The 17,397-nt window shown below is 65.7% G+C and carries 13 protein-coding genes; 3 read left to right on the top strand and 10 right to left on the bottom strand.

Annotated elements, in window-relative coordinates; translation table 11 throughout:
* Window positions 1-161 precede the first annotated feature (161 nt).
* Window positions 162-965 (top strand): alpha/beta fold hydrolase, encoded by an 804-nt coding sequence (locus F8O08_RS04040; RefSeq protein WP_192496837.1) that lies wholly within the window; start codon window positions 162-164, stop codon window positions 963-965.
* Between the two features lie 25 nt (window positions 966-990).
* The gene (locus F8O08_RS04035; protein ID WP_158037694.1) at window positions 991-2,832 is read left to right on the top strand and encodes a sigma-54-dependent Fis family transcriptional regulator; all 1,842 of its coding nucleotides are present in this window, start codon (window positions 991-993) and stop codon (window positions 2,830-2,832) included.
* Here F8O08_RS04035 and F8O08_RS04030 read toward each other — a convergent pair whose 3' ends face one another.
* The 6 genes from F8O08_RS04030 to F8O08_RS04005 form a co-directional block, all read right to left on the bottom strand.
* The gene (locus tag F8O08_RS04030; RefSeq protein ID WP_158042602.1) at window positions 2,833-3,378 is read right to left on the bottom strand and encodes a DUF779 domain-containing protein; all 546 of its coding nucleotides are present in this window, start codon (window positions 3,376-3,378) and stop codon (window positions 2,833-2,835) included.
* Window positions 3,379-3,617: 239 nt separating this feature from the next.
* Window positions 3,618-5,141 (bottom strand): aldehyde dehydrogenase family protein, encoded by a 1,524-nt coding sequence (locus tag F8O08_RS04025; RefSeq protein ID WP_158042601.1) that lies wholly within the window; start codon window positions 5,139-5,141, stop codon window positions 3,618-3,620.
* Between the two features lie 342 nt (window positions 5,142-5,483).
* Window positions 5,484-7,709, bottom strand: a complete 2,226-nt coding sequence (locus F8O08_RS04020; protein ID WP_158042600.1) for an NADP-dependent isocitrate dehydrogenase — start codon at window positions 7,707-7,709, stop codon at window positions 5,484-5,486.
* 120 nt (window positions 7,710-7,829) lie between these two features.
* The gene (upp, locus tag F8O08_RS04015) at window positions 7,830-8,465 is read right to left on the bottom strand and encodes a uracil phosphoribosyltransferase (protein WP_158037691.1); all 636 of its coding nucleotides are present in this window, start codon (window positions 8,463-8,465) and stop codon (window positions 7,830-7,832) included.
* Window positions 8,466-8,534: 69 nt separating this feature from the next.
* The gene (locus tag F8O08_RS04010; RefSeq protein ID WP_158042599.1) at window positions 8,535-9,854 is read right to left on the bottom strand and encodes a uracil-xanthine permease family protein; all 1,320 of its coding nucleotides are present in this window, start codon (window positions 9,852-9,854) and stop codon (window positions 8,535-8,537) included.
* A 138-nt stretch (window positions 9,855-9,992) separates the two neighbouring features.
* Complete coding sequence (locus F8O08_RS04005) at window positions 9,993-11,069, bottom strand: AI-2E family transporter (RefSeq protein ID WP_158042598.1); 1,077 nt, start codon at window positions 11,067-11,069, stop codon at window positions 9,993-9,995.
* 240 nt (window positions 11,070-11,309) lie between these two features.
* Between F8O08_RS04005 and F8O08_RS04000 the strand changes: the two genes are divergently transcribed.
* Complete coding sequence (locus F8O08_RS04000) at window positions 11,310-12,077, top strand: TetR/AcrR family transcriptional regulator (RefSeq protein ID WP_158037688.1); 768 nt, start codon at window positions 11,310-11,312, stop codon at window positions 12,075-12,077.
* Between the two features lie 113 nt (window positions 12,078-12,190).
* Here F8O08_RS04000 and F8O08_RS10805 read toward each other — a convergent pair whose 3' ends face one another.
* From F8O08_RS10805 to F8O08_RS03980, 4 genes are all read right to left on the bottom strand, one after another.
* The gene (locus F8O08_RS10805; RefSeq protein ID WP_192497707.1) at window positions 12,191-14,059 is read right to left on the bottom strand and encodes a DUF2207 domain-containing protein; all 1,869 of its coding nucleotides are present in this window, start codon (window positions 14,057-14,059) and stop codon (window positions 12,191-12,193) included.
* A gap of 148 nt (window positions 14,060-14,207) precedes the next feature.
* The gene (locus F8O08_RS03990; RefSeq protein WP_158042597.1) at window positions 14,208-14,894 is read right to left on the bottom strand and encodes a LysE family transporter; all 687 of its coding nucleotides are present in this window, start codon (window positions 14,892-14,894) and stop codon (window positions 14,208-14,210) included.
* A complete protein-coding gene (locus F8O08_RS03985) occupies window positions 14,891-15,916 on the bottom strand; it encodes a magnesium transporter CorA family protein (protein WP_158042596.1) in 1,026 nt (341 codons plus the stop codon). The genes F8O08_RS03990 and F8O08_RS03985 overlap by 4 nt, the downstream gene beginning before the upstream one ends.
* A gap of 26 nt (window positions 15,917-15,942) precedes the next feature.
* Window positions 15,943-17,307 (bottom strand): sugar porter family MFS transporter, encoded by a 1,365-nt coding sequence (locus tag F8O08_RS03980; RefSeq protein WP_263970011.1) that lies wholly within the window; start codon window positions 17,305-17,307, stop codon window positions 15,943-15,945.
* Window positions 17,308-17,397 lie beyond the last annotated feature (90 nt).

The raw sequence follows: 17,397 nt of genomic DNA, 5'->3' as shown, positions 1-17,397 counted from the left end.
CATCGAGCCCAGCTTCCTTCCGGGCCCTTCGCCCGGGATCCTTCTCTCGGTTCGTGCTCATGTCTGCAGTCTAAGCCGAGCGCGAGCGGCTCACCTCGGAACCACGAGATGATATATCGACCCGCCGAAGGCCGATCGAGCGCATGAGGTACTCTCCACACATGCAGTCGTTCACCGTGCACTCATCGCTCGACGGCGTCGAACTGCGCTGCCGCCGTTTCAGCGCGACGGCAGCGACCGACCTGGCTCCAGTCATCATGCTGCACGGCACCGCGCTGTCGCAGTCCGTTTGGCGCGGCATGGGCTGGATCGACCCGGTTCTGCCGGCCCGCGACGTGCTCACCATGGATCTCCGCGGTCACGGCCGCAGCGGCAGACCGCACGACGCGACGGCCTACGACATGCACCACTTCGTCACAGACGTCTGCGATGTGCTCGACGCCGCTCAGATTCCCCAGGCGGCAGTCGTGGGCTATTCTCTCGGCGGTCGCATCATGTTCTCACTCGCTGCAGACCACCCCGCACGAGTCTCGACGATGGTGAGCGTGGCGGGATCGCCGCAGAACTCCCCCGGCGCATTCGACCGGGTCTTCTTTCCCGGCATCGTCGAGACGCTGCGACAGGGGTCTATGGAGCTGTTCATCGAGCGCTGGGAACAGCATCTCGGCCGCCCACTCTCGGCTTCGACCGTTCTGGCCATGCGGATGAACGACCCGCTCGCCCTCGCCGCCTACATGACCGCGGCCGACGGAGATCGCGGCGTGCCGACCCACGTGCTCTCCACGATGCGCATGCCGACGCTGCTTCTGGCCGGCTGTGCGGATGCCGAACGCGAGCAGGCTGCCCGGCTGGCGGCCGCAAACCTGCCGAACGCCCGCATCCGCCTGCTCCCGGGGGTCACGCACAGCGGAATCCTGCGTTCGCCGACAGCGTGCCAGGCGACCGCAGACTTCCTCGCTCGCTGACAGATTCATCGCATAGACTGCACCCGTGTCAGTTCCATCGCCTCTCATGCCCAAAGGCCTCTCTGGGGCCGTCCGGGCCCGCGAGCGGCTGATCACCTCCGGCGCCGTCGACGACGCGCTGCTGCGCCCTGAGATCGCCGACTCCTGGCGCCGCTGCCGCGAGGCCGATGTCTCGGCGCACGACCTGCAGCAGCTCACGCCGATCAGCAGCGTGGCTCAGACACCATTGGCCCGGCACTCGACCGAAGCGCTGCAGACCCTCGCCGGCGACCTCAGCGAGGTCAGCGCCGGCGTCGTCGTCGCCGACACCACGGGCAACATCGTGTCGGCCGCGTTCTGCGACATCTCCGGCCGCGACTCGCTCAGCGAGATCAACATGCTGCCCGGCTACTCTTTCGCCGAGGCGTCAGTCGGCACGAACGGCATCGGCACGACGCTCGCGACGGGCAGGCCCACGGCCGTCATCGGCGCCGAACACTTCAACGACGCCTTCCAGCAGTACGCCTGTGTCGGCCTGCCGCTGCGCCACCCGATCAGCGGTCAGCTCATCGGCGTCGTCGAGATGACCACCAAGGCCACCCGAGACGAACTCGCGACCAAGCTGATGCGTCACACCCTCAGCATCGCCAAGAGACGCATCGAGCATCGACTGCTGGACGAGACGACCAGCGAACGCCAGCCGCTGCTGCGCCTGTTCAGCGATCGCGACGCGCTGGCAACCGGACCGGTGCTCGCCTACGCCGACGGCTTCGAGATCTGCAACACCTGGGCGACGCTCACGCTCGACGTCGAAGACCGTGCCATGCTGCAGCGCACCGCCCTGCGCATGATCACCCAGCACAGCGCTGATCGCCGACAGGTTCGTCTGCACACCGGCGCCGAGTGCGTGATGAAGCCGACGCTGCTGATGTCGTCCGGGCTCGCTCAAGACGGTCTGGTGCTCGAGCTCGAGTTCATCGGCACCAGTCGCTCGCTCGGGGTCATCGGCCACACCGGCACGAGCAGCACCATGCGTCTGGGCGAGAACTATCGTCGCTTCGCAGACGTCCAGCTGCTCTCTGGGCGGTCTCCTCTGTGGCTGCAGACTCGCACCGATCTGGGCGCAGCACTGCGTCGACGCGAGTCGGTGCTCGCGGTCGGCGAGACCGGAACGGGCAAGACCTCGGCCGTCGACGAGATCTTCCACCAGCTCAAGCCCGACGGCCGCAGCACCATCGTCGAGCCCGAAGACCTGTATCGTCGCGTGCGTCGCGGCCGCGGCTTCGCACAGCTGCTCGCCGGCCGACCAGACCTGCTCATTCTGCGCAACATCCACTCGCTGCCGCAAGAGACCATCGAGCCGCTGGCCGAATTCCTGATCACTCGTTCCGCCGACGTGCTGGTGGCCGCGACGTACAACCCGTCGCACATGAGCGACCGGATGCCCTCGGCGCAGCTGCTTCCGTTCTTTCAGCACACCACGATGATTCCCGCTCTGCGACATCGCCCAGACGACATTCCCGGCATCGTCGCGCAGTTTCTGCAGGTGCTCGCCGGCGACAGACAGCCGCTGCGCGTCGCTGACGACGCCATGGCCGCGCTGAGCCAGTCGAGCTGGCCCGGAAACCTCAAGCAGCTGCACGACGTGCTCGCGACGCTGGTCTCGAATCTCGAGCCCGGGCAGACCGTGCAGCGCAGCGACATCCCACGCTTCGCGAGCCTCAGCGACCTCATGGTGCTCACCGCCATGGAGGCCATCGAGCGGGATGCGATCGTGCAGAACCTGTACGAGTGCAACCGAAACAAGTCGGCGACGGCTCAGGCGCTGGGCATCTCGCGGTCGTCTCTCTACCGCAAGATGCGCGCCTACGGCCTCGAAGACATCTGATCAGAAGGTCGGCAGCTGACAGACCGAGCCGAACTCGCCGTCGAGATCGACCGGCGGCAGCGGTCTCGGCGTCTCAGACCCTGCGTCGACTTCGGCCTTCGTGGGAGCCGGAGCCAGCTCGGCGGTCTCCTCGCTGCTGAAGAGGCGCCCGCGAGACAGAAAGACGTACCCTTCGGGCCCCTCCAGCGAGAATCCGCCCAGGCCCACACCCTCTGCCACGTCGATCACGACCTGGGTGTGCTCCCACGCCGAGAACTGCGTGCTGGAGATCCAGACCGGCGTGCCCGCGGCATCCGCACTGCTGCCGTCCAGGACGAAGCCCAGCAGTCGGTCGAGCGGTGAGACGATGTAGCTGCCCACTCGAAAGCATGCTGGCCCTGACCCCTCGCAGCAGCCGCCGGACTGATGGAAGATCACGTCGCCGTGCTTCTCACGGATGGTGTGCAGCACCGCCGCAGCCGCGGTCGTGATCACGACTCGCGAGTGCAGCGCCTGTTCGAGCAGTGCGGCCGGTGTGCCGTCGACTGACTCAGTGCGTGGGCTCATGATTGACTCCTTCGTCGAAGGCATCGAAGATGCCGGTGTTCCCATCGTGACGGACGCGCACGTCGAGCGCCAGCCATCGAAGACGATGACGGGGCGGCCCGCCGCTCCGAATCGGAACGATCGGGCACGCCCCGTCACGTCGATGTCCGAGTCGACACAGCTGCGACTCGGCCTGCGGTCACCCCCGTATGCTGCCCTGACCGCCGGAGCGATCAGGGTCACACGTGGTGTGCGTCGGTTTAGAAGAAGCCCTGCGGCTTCTCGCTGTACGACACCAGGAGGTTCTTGACCTGCTGGTAGGCATCGAGCACCATCTTGTGCGTCTCACGACCGATGCCCGACTCCTTGTAGCCGCCGAAGGCCGCGCCCGCCGGGTAGTTGTGATAGGTGTTCGTCCAGACGCGACCGGCCTGGATGCCGCGGCCGGCCTTGTACGCGATGTTGCCGTTCCGGCTCCACACGCCCGAGCCGAGGCCGTAGAGCGTGTCGTTTGCGATGTCGAGCGCCTCGTCGAAGTCTTTGAACGTCGTCACTGAGACGACCGGCCCGAAGATCTCTTCCTGGAAGATGCGCTGCTTGTTGTTGCCCTTGAAGATCGTCGGCTTGATGTAGTAGCCGCCCGCAAGATCGCCGTCGAGCACATTGCGCTCACCGCCGGTGAGCAGTTCTGCGCCTTCCTGCTTGCCGATCTCGAGGTAGCTGAGAATCTTCTTCAGCTGAGCCTCACTGGCCTGGGCGCCGACCTGCGTGGCCGTGTCGAGCGGGTTGCCCTGAATCGAGTTCTCGACCCGAGCCACTGCGTCGGGCAGGAACGTGTCGGCGATCGACTCCTGGATCAGCGCACGCGACGGGCAGGTGCAGATCTCGCCCTGGTTGAGCTGGAAGAGCGCGAAGCCCTCGAGCGCCTTGTCGTAGAAGTCGTCTTTCTTGTCGGCGACGTCTTCGAAGAAGATGTTCGGGCTCTTGCCGCCCAGCTCGAGCGTGGCGGGAATGATCAGGTTCGCGGCCTGCTGCGCGATGAACCGACCCGTCGTCGTCGACCCGGTGAACGCGATCTTGCGGATGCGGTTGCTCGACGTCAGCGCAGCACCGGCTTCGGCGCCGAAGCCGTTGACGATGTTCAGCACGCCGGCCGGCAGCAGGTCTTCGATGACCTTGATCAGTTCGAGCAGCGAGACCGGGGTCGACTCTGCGGGCTTCAGCACGATGGTGTTTCCCGCTGCAAGAGCGGGAGCGATCTTCCACGCAGCCATCAGAATCGGGAAGTTCCACGGGATGATCTGACCGACGACGCCCAGCGGCTCTTTGAAGTGGTAGGCCACCGTGTCGCTGTCGATCTCGTTGGTGTTGGTCTCCTGCGCGCGGATCGCGGCGGCGAAGTAACGGAAGTGATCGGCCGCCAGCGGGATGTCGGCGGCGAGCGTCTCGCGCACCGGCTTGCCGTTGTCCCACGTCTCAGCGACGGCGAGCTTCTCGAGGCTGGCGTCGATGCGGTCGCCGATCTTCCACAGGATGTCGGCTCGCTGGGTTGCCGAGAGCTTGCTCCACTTCGGGAACGCCGCCCATGCGGCGTCGAGCGCCTTCTCGACGTCGGCGCCCTTGCCGCGTGCCACCTTGGTGAAGACTTTGCCGGTGACCGGAGTGATGTTGTCGAAGTACTCCCCGTCTGCCGGCGGCACCCATGCGCCGCCGATGAAGTTGTCGTACTTCTCCTGGAACGTGATCAGGCTGCCCTCGCTGCCGGGCGCTGCATAGATCGTCATGATGCTCCTTATATTCCGCTTGTCGCCGGACCAAGCTGACCCGGCAGCCTCGCGACCGTCCTTGGCCGCACATCACTCATTCTGACAGTGCCGAGAGGGGAAACAACCGGTGTATACGATGTCGGTCGTGGTCGTGTCAGAATGGCACATTTCGGTTCGCCGACCGACATCTTTCGCCGACATCTGCCGGAGTGATCTGCCGCGCGTCGAGCTGTGGACTCGGCTGCGCGGCAGGGCCGCGGAGACGAAAGACGCCGGCATCACACGTTCTGCACGTGGATGCCGGCGTCTCGCGAGATCAGGCGCCGGTCACAGGCCGTGCGCCACCGAGAGGTGCGTCGTTCAGGCGCGACCGATCGAGTCGATGATCTCGTTCAGTGCGGCCGACGGACGCAGCGCCGCCGAGGCGAGTGCGTCGTCGGGACGATAGTAGCCGCCGATGTCGACCGGGCTGCCCTGCACTGCGAGCAGATCGCTGGTGATCTGCTGCTCGCCCTCGGACAGCGCCTTGGCAACCGGGGCGAAGAGCTCGGCGAGCTCGGCGTCGTCGGTCTGCTGCGCCAGGTTCTCAGCCCAGAAGCGAGCCACGTAGTAGTGGCTGCCACGGTCGTCGATCTCTCCGGCCTTGCGCGACGGCGAGCGATCTTCGTTGAGGTAGCGCTCGGTGGCCTGGTCGAGCGCGTCGCCCAGCACCCGCGCGCGCGGGCTGTCGCTCTTTCGAGCATGGAAGCGCAGGCTCTCGCTGATGGCGAGGTACTCGCCGAGGCTGTCCCAGCGCAGGTGGTTCTCGGCCAGGAACTGCTGCACGTGTTTGGGGGCCGAACCGCCGGAACCGGTCTCGAAGAGGCCGCCGCCGGCGAGCAGCGGAACGACTGACAGCGTCTTGGCGCTGGTGCCGACCTCCAGAATCGGGAACAGGTCGGTCAGGTAGTCACGCAGCACGTTGCCGCTGGCCGAGATGGTGTCTTCGCCCGCGCGGAAGCGCTTCAGCGTGAACTTCGTGGCCTCGATCGGCGAGAGCACACGGATGTCGAGCCCGTCGGTGTCGAGATCGGCGAGGTAGGCGTGCACCTTCTCGATGAGGTTGCGATCGTGGGCACGGCTGTCGTCGAGCCAGAACACGACGGGCGTTTCGGACAGACGCGCACGCGTGACCGCGAGCTTGACCCAGTCGCGAATCGACTCGTCTTTGCTCTGGCAGCCGCGCCAGATGTCGCCGGCCTCGACGCGCTGCTCGATGAGCGCCTCGCCTGCCTGGTCGAGCACCTGCACGACGCCGGGTCGATCGATCACGAAGGTCTTGTCGTGGCTGCCGTACTCTTCTGCCTTCTTCGCCATGAGACCGACGTTGGGAACGCTGCCCACCGTCGTCGGGTCGAATTTGCCGTTGCGCACCGCGTCTCCGATGGTGGCCTCGTAGACGCCGGCGTAGGAGCTGTCCGGAATCACCGCGAAGGTGTCGTCCTCGGCACCAGTCATGTCCCAGAGCCGACCGCCGTTGCGGATCAGCGCGGGCAACGAGGCGTCGATGATGACGTCACTCGGCACATGCAGATTGCTGATGCCCTTGTCAGAGTTGACCGCCGACAGACGCGGACCGTTCTGGTAGCCGGCCTCTATGGCCTCGCGCACACCTTCGCGAACATCCTCTGGCAGCGAGTCGATGCCGGCGATCACGCCGCCCAGACCGTTGTTCGCGCTGATGCCTGCCGCTTCGAGGGCGTCACCGTACTTCTCGAAGAGGTCGGGGAAGAACGCGCGCACGACGTGACCGAAGATGACCGGGTCTGAGACCTTCATCATGGTCGCCTTGAGGTGCACTGAGAAGATGACGCCGGCGTCTTTCGCCTGCTGAATGGACTCTTTGAGGAAGTCATCCAGCGCCTTGGCGCTGAGGAACGTCGCGTCGAAGACCTCTCCCTCGAGCACCGGGATCGACTCTTTCAGCACCGTGACACTGCCGTCGTCGGCGACGAGCTGCACGGTGAGATCGTCGGCCTTCGGCAGCACCACCGACTGCTCGTTGTGACGGAAGTCATGATCGCCGAGTGTGAGCACGCGAGTCTTCGACTCGGGCGACCACTCAGCCACCGAGTGCGGATGCTTGCGCGCGAAGTTCTTCACGGCGACCGGCACACGACGATCGGAGTTTCCCTCACGAAGCACGGGGTTGACCGCCGAGCCTTTGATCTTGTCGTAGACGGCGCGCACGCTGCGCTCGTCGTCGTCTGCCGGCTCGTCCGGGAAGTCTGGCACGTCAAAGCCCTTGCTCTGCAGCTCGGCGACGGCCGCCTTGAGCTGCGGCACCGATGCCGAGATGTTCGGCAGCTTCAGAATGTTGGCCTCAGGCGTCTTGGCCAGCGCACCGAGCTCGGCCAGCGCGTCGCCCACCTGCTGCTCTGCGGGAAGGCGATCGCTGAACGCGGCCAGGATGCGGCCGGCCAGCGAGATGTCTTTCGTCTGCACATCGATGTCGGCGGTCGCGGTGAACGCCTGCAGGATCGGCAGGAAGGAATACGTGGCGAGCAGCGGGGCCTCGTCGGTGTGCGTGTAGATGATCTTCGCCATGGATGAACTGTCTCCCTTGATCAGGTTCGGTGAGATCTTTCGCCCTGCGAAAGACTCGTGGAACTTCCGCACCCCACGATACCGGATGCGGCGCCGGGCGACGCACGGCCCCGGGAGGGATCAGTCGATGGTTCCGTAGAGCCGATCGCCGGCATCGCCGAGGCCCGGAACGATGTAGCTCTGGTCGTTCAGTCCCTCGTCGACGGCGCCGAGCACCACGGTGAGATCGCGGCCCTCGAAGTGCTTTTCGACCGCCTCGACTCCCTGCGGCGCACCCAGAATGCAGATCGCAGTCACCTTGCGAGCTCCGCGTTCGAAGAGGTAGTCGATCGCGCCGATCAGCGAACCGCCGGTCGCGAGCATCGGATCGAGCACGAAGCAGGCACGATCGCTGAGGTCGTCGGGCAGCCGCTTCGCATACGTCGTCGGCTGCAGCGTCTGCTCGTCGCGCACCATGCCGAGGAACCCCACTTCAGCGGTCGGCAGCAGTTTCGTCATGCCCTCGAGCATGCCGAGACCTGCGCGCAGGATCGGCACCACCAGAGGCAGCGGCTGCTGCAGCCGCACACCGGTGGTCTCGGCTACGGGTGTCATGACGCGGACGTCTTCGACGGCCACGTCGCGGGTTCCCTCGTAGGCCAGCAGCGTCATGAGCTCTTCGACGAGCTGACGGAACACCGGCTGCGGGGTGCTCCGGTCTCGGAGAACGGTCAGCTTGTGGTCGATGAGGGGGTGATTGGGAGTGATCAGACGCATGCTCTCAGCCTAGTCGTGTCATGGTGATGAGGATGTCACGGCCGGCCCGGCTCGGCCGACTCGCGTGGATCAGTGCGCGGCTTCGTCCACGCGATCCGTGCTCGCCGGCGAAACCGGCGTCGTGCTGCGTCCGCCGCGCAGCCGGGTCACTCCACGCATGACGTGGTAGACGGCGATGGCGGCGAAGGTTCCCAATGCGATGCCGCCGAACACCAGGTCGCCGGCCTGCCAGGTGAAGTCGGCGATCGCGATGATCAGCGCGACCCCGGCTGTGGTCAGGTTGATCGACTTCGAGAAGTCGACTTTGTTCTCGACCCAGATGCGCACGCCGAGCACACCGATCATGCCGTAGAGCACAACACCGGCACCGCCGAGCACACCGGCGGGCACCGTGGCGATCGCCGCTCCGAACTTGGGAAAGAGACTCAGCAGCACGGCGACGATGCCGGCCACCCAGTAGGCCGCCGTCGAGAACACCTTGGTCGAGGCCATCACACCGATGTTCTCTGCGTAGGTGGTCGTGCCCGAGCCGCCGCCCGAACCCGCGAGCACCGTGGCAAGACCGTCGCTGATCAGCGCACGACCGATGTTGTCGTCGAGATTTCGGCCGACCATCATGCCGACCGACCGCACATGTCCGATGTTCTCAGCGATCAGCACGAAGACGACGGGCACGAAGAGGCCCACGGTCGAGATGTGGAAGGTGGGCGTCTGGAAGTGCGGCAGTCCGAACCATGCCGCGTCGGCGATGGCCGAGAAGTCGACCTCACCGCGGACGACCGCAGTGACGTAGCCGATGACCACGCCGAACAGAATCGACAGACGACCGAGGAACCCACGGAAGAGCACGCCCCACAGGATGATCGCTCCCAGTGTCACCAGCGCGGTGATTGGGGCAACCTCGAAGTTCGCCTTGGCGCTGGGTGCGAGGTTCAGGCCGATCAGAGCGACGATCGCACCGGTGACGACAGGCGGCATCAGCCACTCAATCCATCGAACGCCCGCCCACTGCACGATCAAACCGATGACGAACAGCGTGGCACCGGCGATCACGACGCCGCCGAGCGCGCCCGCGTACCCGTGCTCGCTCTGCGCCGCGGCGATCGGGGCGATGAAGGCGAAGCTCGATCCGAGATAGCTGGGCACCCGGTTTCGGGTCAGCAGCAGGAAGATGATGGTGCCGAGGCCGGAGAACAGCAGGGTCGTCGCCGGTGGGAATCCGGTGAGCAGCGGCACCAGGAAAGTCGAGCCGAACATGGCGACCACATGCTGGGTGCCGATGCCGATCGTGCGCGGCCAGGTCAGTCGCTCGTCGGGAGCCACCGCCTCGCCCGGTCCGATGTGCACGCCGTCTCCGTGCAGCCGCCAGTCGAAAGCTCCTCGAGCCATGTCGTCTCCTCAATGTCATGAAGCGGCGAGGAACAGGAGCTCTCCTGCTCCAGGCTCGACGCAGAGTCGTGAGCCTGCCACGCCGAGGGGAGATTCTACGCCGACCTGCGTTGCGCGCAGGTTACATCGCCGGGCAGTTCAGCGCTGCTCCTGAGCGGGCACGATCACGCGTTTGACGATGATGAGGATCGAAGCGGCGACGGGAAAGGCGACGAGCGCCCCCATCAGTCCGGCGAGCGTCGCACCCACCATCGCGCCGATCAGCACGAGCGATCCGGGAATGTTGACGCTCTTGCCGACGATGCGCGGAGTCAGGACATATGCCTCGACCTGCATGTAGATGATCAGGCAGACGGCGACGAACACCGCGGTGAGCGGTGAGCTGAGCAGGGCGACCGCAGTGATCAGCACGGTGCTGATCACACTGCCGATGAGCGGGATCATCGTGATGAACAGCGCGAGCATGGCGAGCACGAGCGAGAACGGAACGCCGAAGACGGTCATCACGATCAGGCTGAAGACCGCGTTGCAGAAGGCCAGCACGACCATGCCCCCGAGGTAGCTGCCGACCGATCCGGTGATCTCTTCGGTGATGTCCATGACGTTCGCCCGCTTCGTCTTCGGCACCAGCAGAGAGAACGCCTGCTTCATGCGATCGAGGGAGACCACGAAGTACAGGGTCAGAATCAGCACGAAGATCGTGCCGGTCATGGCGTCGACCACGCCGCGGCCGATCTCGAAGGCTCCACCGCCGACGCCCCACCAGAAGTCGGGGTTCGTCACCTGCGTCTCGATCGTGTGCAGCGTCGTGGTCGCGGCTCCGTTGAACTGCTCGTCCACGTGCAGGAACCAGGGCCGCTGGCTGACTTCGTCGAAGCTCTTTGGCGCCGTGTCGACGAACTGGCCGACCTGCTTCACGATGCCGGGCACGATCATCCAGACGACCACGCCGAAGATCAGCAGGCCGACGCCGAGCACCGTGCCGAGCGCCAGCGGGCGCTTCATCCCCTTGCTCTCGAGCCAGCGAATCACCGGCTCCAGTCCGAGTGTGATGAAGAGGGCGAAGAACACCAGGGTCAGCGGCTTGATGATCGCGACGACGACAGCGGCCAGAAGCACTGCCAGCAGCACGCCGACCGTCGTCGAGAAGCCGGACATCACGCCGGGGCCGCGGGGCAGCCATTTTGCGCGTGTCGCTGGTTCCGGGGTCGACATATGATCCTCCTGCTTGCAGACATCCGCTCTCAGCGTAGGGCGTGCCTATCCGAGAACTAAACGTAACGTTTCCAGTCTTCCAGACCCACCGTCCGGCGACGACGTCGGCTTCGGCGAGGCTCCGGACGAGGTCGGCGACGGTGGATGGTTTTCCCAAGCACTGCGTGGCATACGCCTGCTGCGATGGATCATGCGAGGCGGTGTCATTTCTTGGGTGCACCTGCGTGGTAGCGTGACCGAATGAGCACCGCATCGCTGAGTCGAGTCGAAGTGGCCGATATCGCCCTCGCACTGTTCACCGCCCGGGGATATGACGAGGTGAGCGCCGCCGACATCGCTGCCGCAGCCCATGTGTCACGCAGCACGTTCTTTCGTCAGTTCGGGACCAAAGACGATGTGATCTTCGCCGACCATGATGACATCCTCGAACAGGTTGATGCCTTCTTCGCCGCACGTCTGCGTGGTGAGGTGGTCACCGTCGACGCACGCAGAGACGTGATCGACGCCGCACTGCTGGTGCTCGATCGTTTTCTGGCCCGTCTTCCCAGCATCCGCTCGCGTGATCGCATCGTGCGAGCCACGCACAAACTGCGAGATCGTGAGATCGTTACCATCACGCGATATCAGAAGGCCTTCGACAGATATCTGCGCGAGCAGCTGCCCGCATTGCGACATATCGAGGCTCTGCAGTTCGCCGACGTCGTCGCGACCACGCACAATGCCGTGCTGCGGCAGGCCATTCGAGATCAGCTCTCACCAGACCAGGCCCGTCGAGACCTGAGCGTCGAACTCGATCGTCTGCTCACCATCTTCGCGCCCGTCGTCGGCGAGCCGTCACAGGCGCAGCCACAATCGTCGGCAGCCGAGGGAAATCATGACCGCCCTCAGCTGCCGACCGTCTCAGACGCCGAATCGGTCGTCGTGGTCTTCGGCGTCGATGCGCCAATGTCTACTGTGGGCACAGTGGTGCAGCAGGCTCTGAAACGGCATCGACAGAATCGCATCTGACCCTTCTTTCGATTGCAGCAGTGCCCCGTCATCTGATGCGGTTCGAGAGCAGACGCGTCTGTGCAGTCGACGATGGCAGGAGCGATGATCGCCGCTGCAGCGACCCGGTAGCGCTAACGGCCGCCACCGCCGCCGCCACCGCCACCACCACCTGCGAAGCCCCCGCCCCCTGCCCCACCAGAAAAGCTGCCTCCTGAGGTGGGCGGCTGCACCGAAGTGGTCGCAGCGGTGTTGAACGCGGCGAGTCTGGAAGCGAGGACTCCTGCAGTGAACGGCGTCATCGAGTCATACCACCCCGGTTGGCTGCCGGTGCGCTCGTAGTCGACCTGCAGCTGCTTCGCCCAAGTGCCTTCGATGCCCCAGAGCACCGCCCACGGCAGCAGCCTTTCGTTCAGACGCACACTGGTCGAGCCGTCGGACAGATCGATGCGTTCGGCGCCCTGCACACTCTGCAGCACGGCGAAGCGATCTCGCTCGGCAAGCTCCATGTACATCTTCAGGCCTTTGACCTCGTCTCTTGCCTCGGCACCCGCTTCGGTCAGCGTCTTCGGACGAGGCAGGGCCACGAACAGCAGCATCAGCGACCCCACCGTGGCCAACCCGGCTGCGATGAGCCACCAGGTGATGCGTTCGGCCTGCACCAGCGCCCACAGCCCGTACGCGGCGGAGATCGCCATCATGCCCCACCCTGACACTCGCAGGGCAAGCGGCAGCGTGGAGGTCGGTACGGCTCGGAACCCGCCGGCGAGGAGTCGCTGCTGAACATCGGCGATCACCGCCTGCGCACGTTCGGCACGGTGCTGGTCGGGCTTCGTCTCAATGGCCACGCGCTCACCCGGCTGCAGCTGACGAGGCCCGGCCAGCACGGCGAGCACCTCTGCGTCATGAGCCTGCATTCGATTGGGGTCGACCATCTCGATCGCGAAGCTCGGTCTCTTGGCGCCGAACATGCCGACATGTTCGATGTCGACCATGCGAACGACGCCGCGAACCGCCATGTCGATGACTGCGGCCGGCATCCAGCTGTTCATCCGGTTGACCAGGTCGGCCCCGGCGACGATCGGAAGCCCAGCGGGCGGTGCGTACTCCGGAACGATCACTCCACGCCCCGGGGCGTCCCGCCACCGGCGGCTTCGCACGACGACCAGGGCGACGGCGAGCCCGAGAGCGACTGCGCTCAGCCCCAGCGGCAGCCATGTCGTCCACCATGCCCGTGAGGGAGGTTCGGGAATCACGAAGGTCTGCAGGGCGAAGCCGACCGCGATGGTCATCGTCTGCGCGGGGGCGAGCCCACCGTCAGTCTGCGCGGTGAACCGGGCGGCAGCGTCACCCGCGTCTTCGAGACGCACGATCTGACAGCGCGCGGTCGAGCCGTGTGCGCCCTGGTAGCAGGAGGCCTGGCCGTTCAGGGCGGAGACGAGCGAGGGATCGACCGTGAGCGTCGCGGAGACGACCCCGAAGGACTGCTGCCAGCTCTCGCCGTTGACATCCCAGTAGAACTCGTCGGTGTCGGTGTCGGCGAAGTGACGCACGGTGTTCTGCATGGTGTAGTTCAGCACGTAGGTCTGCCTGCCGTGCACGAACTCGTCTGAGCCGAGAGACACTTCGAGCTGGCCTCCGACGCGCTTGGTGTCGTACACCACTGCGCGGCCGGCGTCATCGGACACCGCCGTGACCGTCGGGTCGAGCGCCACCCCGTCATAGTCGAGGGGAATCTTGCGCACGAGACCGCGGTTCTGATCGAAGCTCGGAAAGTCGGCGACGAGAGTCTCGGTGACATCGATTCGGGCTCTGCCGTCGGCATCGCGGCTCAGGTGGTAGTCGACAGACATCGATTCGAAGCTGAAGTCGTCGACGGATGCCGCTGCCGGTCTGACGGACGTCGCCAGCAGCGCCAACGCGAGCAGCGTGGCCGCCAGCAGCAGAGCCGAGAGTCGTGCCAGGCTCGATCTCGGCAGACGCAGCGATCTCGACGTGCTCACCAATCTGTGCGTGTGCGACATGCCTGGTGTCGGTGCGGAGTTTTGGGTCGTTCGCATCGGCCTCATGCCGCCCATGGTACTTCGTCGCGCCGACATCGCCCGATCACCCGCACGACGAATCGCACATTACGTCGCGCTGAGGCAGGCCTCAGTGCAGAAAGATCAGCAGCACGCCGACCGCAAGATACAGCACCCCGAACACCGCATTCATCACACGCTGACCATGCGCGTTTCGCGCGAATCGCCCGACCGCGCGTGCGGCAGGAGCGAAGAAGCCCCACATCACACAGATGTCGACGACGATCATGGTGACGATGACCGCCGCATACTGCAGCACGACCGGTTTCGACGCATCGATGAACTGCGGCATGAAGGCCAGAAAGAAGATGATCGCCTTGGGGTTGCTGAGGTTCACCCAGGTTCCGCGCATCACCATCGCGCCCGGTCGCAGGTATCGGCTGACGCCGGCAGCATCCCCCGAATCGGCGGCCTGGTTCTCGGCAGCCGCGCCGGTGTCGGTGTCCTCGTCTTGGGCGACCCGACCGACGGCGCGCGCGAGCAGCAGCTGCCGAACCCCGAGGTAGCCGAGGTAGGCGGCGCCGGCGTAGCGGATCGCCGTGGTGACTCCCGGCGCGTGTGCGAGCAGCGCACCCAGCCCGCAGGCCACGATCACCAGCAGAATGAGCAGACCGATCTGCTGGCCGAGCACGCCCCAGATCGACCGGCGCCACCCGACGTTCAGCGCATTCGTCATCGTCGAGATGGCTCCGGCGCCCGGGGTGAGGCTCACCATGATCGACGCGGCAAGCAGTGCTCCCCAGACCGCCGGGCTCATAGCCAGTCCAGGCGTTTGAACCAGGCGTAGAGCCCAACCGAGGTCAGCGCGATCAGCGTCACGGCGATCACCGCACCGACATCGGTCTGAAAATAGGGAAAGTTCACGTTCATGCCGAAGAAGCCGGTGATCAGCGTCGGCACGGCGATGATGGCCGCCCACGATGTGAGCTTCTTCATCACCAGGTTCATCCGGTTGCTCTGGCTCGAGAGGTTCGTGTCGATGATGGTGCTGGCCAGGTCTCGCAGCGAGTCAGTCCAGTCGCTCACGCGCAGCACGTGATCATAGACATCGAGAAAGTATGGCCGCAGCGCATCGGGCAGCGGCGGCTCGGCACGATTGATCACGCTGCTGAGAATCTCTCTGGTCGGCAGCGCCAGCCGACGCAGGGTGACCAGACGCTTGTGCAGATGATAGGCGTTGAGCTGGATGCCGCGGGAGTCCGGCGTGTCGCCGAAGAGCTCGTCTTCGAGAGCGTCGATGCTCTCGTCAAGCTGCTGCACGGTGTCGAAATGGGTGTCGACGATCTGATCGACGATCGCCCAGAGCACCGTGATGCCGCCGATCGCCAGCAGCGTCGGATGCGCCTCCCAGGCCAGTCGTGCACCGCCGAGATCGAAGCCGTCGCCGTGTCGCACGGTCACCACGACGTTTCTGGTCAGAAAGATGTCGATCTGATGCCGTTCGAGCTCGGACTCGACGTCGTTCGGCGCAGCCATCGCATACAGCGTCAGAAACAGATGCGTCTCGTAGCGAACGAGCTTCGCACGCTCATGGCTCTCTTCGACGTCTTCGATGGCGAGCGGATGCAGATGCAGCGTCTGCGCGATCTGCACGAGCGCCTCATGATCGGCCGTCGGCAGATCGACCCACGTGGTGCGCTCGGCGTCGTGCTGCAGGTGCTCGATCTCGGTCAGAAAGGTGGTCTCCCGTTCGAGTCGGCCACCGCGGTAGACGCGGATCTCAGGTGTGCAGTCGGTCGAACTCGCACCGGTCTTCTCAGGGTCGGTCTCAGAGCGCATGAACCGAGTCTACGCAGTCGATCGCTTCAGCTGAGACGTCGGCGCAGCATCCTCTCGACCTCTTCGAGCGCCAGCCCTCGCGTCTCGGGCAGCGCACGCCAGACGAACCATGCGCTCAGCACGTTAACCGCGGCGAAGACGAAGTAGACGTCGCCGCCCAGGTGCGCGAAGGCCAGCGGAAAGAGCAGCGCGACGACGCCGTTCGACAGCCACTGCACGCAGACCGCCACACCTGCGGCCAGTCCCCGCACCTGCAGCGGGAACAGCTCGGCCGTCATCAGCCAGAACACCACTGACACCATCGCCTGCACGAAGCAGAGCAGCACCAGCATGAGGGCGAGCACGAGCCAGGGCTGGGCCGGTCCCAACGGCAGGGCGAAGGCGAGGCCCAGCAGCAGATGCGACGAGGCGACGCCGATCAGCCCGGTGATCATGATCGGGCGTCGGCCGAGACGACGCAGCACGCGGATGCCGACGAGCGTCGCGAGCACCGAGACCACTCCCGTGGCGATGGTCGCGGTGAGCGCCGCCTGCGTGCCGAGCCCGCTGGTCGCGAGGATGCTCGGTGCGAAGTACATCACGGAGTTCACGCCGGTCAGCTGGGAGACCATGCCCAGACCGGCACCGATCAGCACGAGACGGCGCACCCAGCGGGCCCGCATCGGGTGCCGATCCGTTCTCTGCGTCGCACCTGCAGACTCATTGGCTCGGGGGCGAAGCGCCGTGATCGTCTGCAGTTCGCGCTCGCTCTCGCCGGTGCTGCGAATCGATTCGAGCACACGGCGCGCAGCCTCGGGGCGACCGTGCGTCGCCAGCCAGCGCGGCGACTCCGGGACGAACCAGAGCCCGGCGAACAGCAGCAGGGCCGGGGTCGCACTGACCAGCAGCATGTGTCGCCACGCTTCACCGTCAGACGACGCCTGCGCGATCGCGGCGTTCGCCACGGCCGCGAGCAGCTGCCCGGTGACGATCATCAGCTGGTTTCGGGTGACCAGCCCCGCGCGCCGCCGCGCCGGGGCGATCTCGCCGATGAAGATGGGCACGATCGTCGAGCTGGCTCCCACGGCGAGGCCCAGCACCACCCGACACCCCACCAGCGCCTCGACGCTCGGCGCAAGCCCGGTGCCCAGTGCGCCGACGGCGAAGACGAGCGAGACGAAGAGCAGGGTTCGGCGGCGTCCGAGGCGATCTGCGAGCCGCCCGCCGACGAGGGCGCCGAGACTCGCGGCGAAGACGAGCGCCGATGTGACGACGCCTTCGGCCAGAGCGTCGAGTCCCAGGCCGCCGGCGTCTCGCGGCTGACTGAGAAACGGCAGCGCGCCCGCGAGCACGCCCGTGTCATAGCCGAAGGCGACGGCTCCCATCGTCGCGATCAGCACGATGGTCGTCACGCGTCGGTCGGGCGATCCGCTCCTGCCGCGCGATGATCGAGATGTCGGCTTCGTCGACCTGCGGTGCTCCTCACTCGTCCTTCCCCGTGA

It is taken from the genome of Pseudoclavibacter sp. CFCC 13611 (assembly GCF_008831225.1).
Taxonomy (GTDB): domain Bacteria; phylum Actinomycetota; class Actinomycetes; order Actinomycetales; family Microbacteriaceae; genus Pseudoclavibacter_A.
Note: the sequence above shows the minus strand (reverse complement) of the source record. Positions and strands in the feature narration are given on the sequence as shown.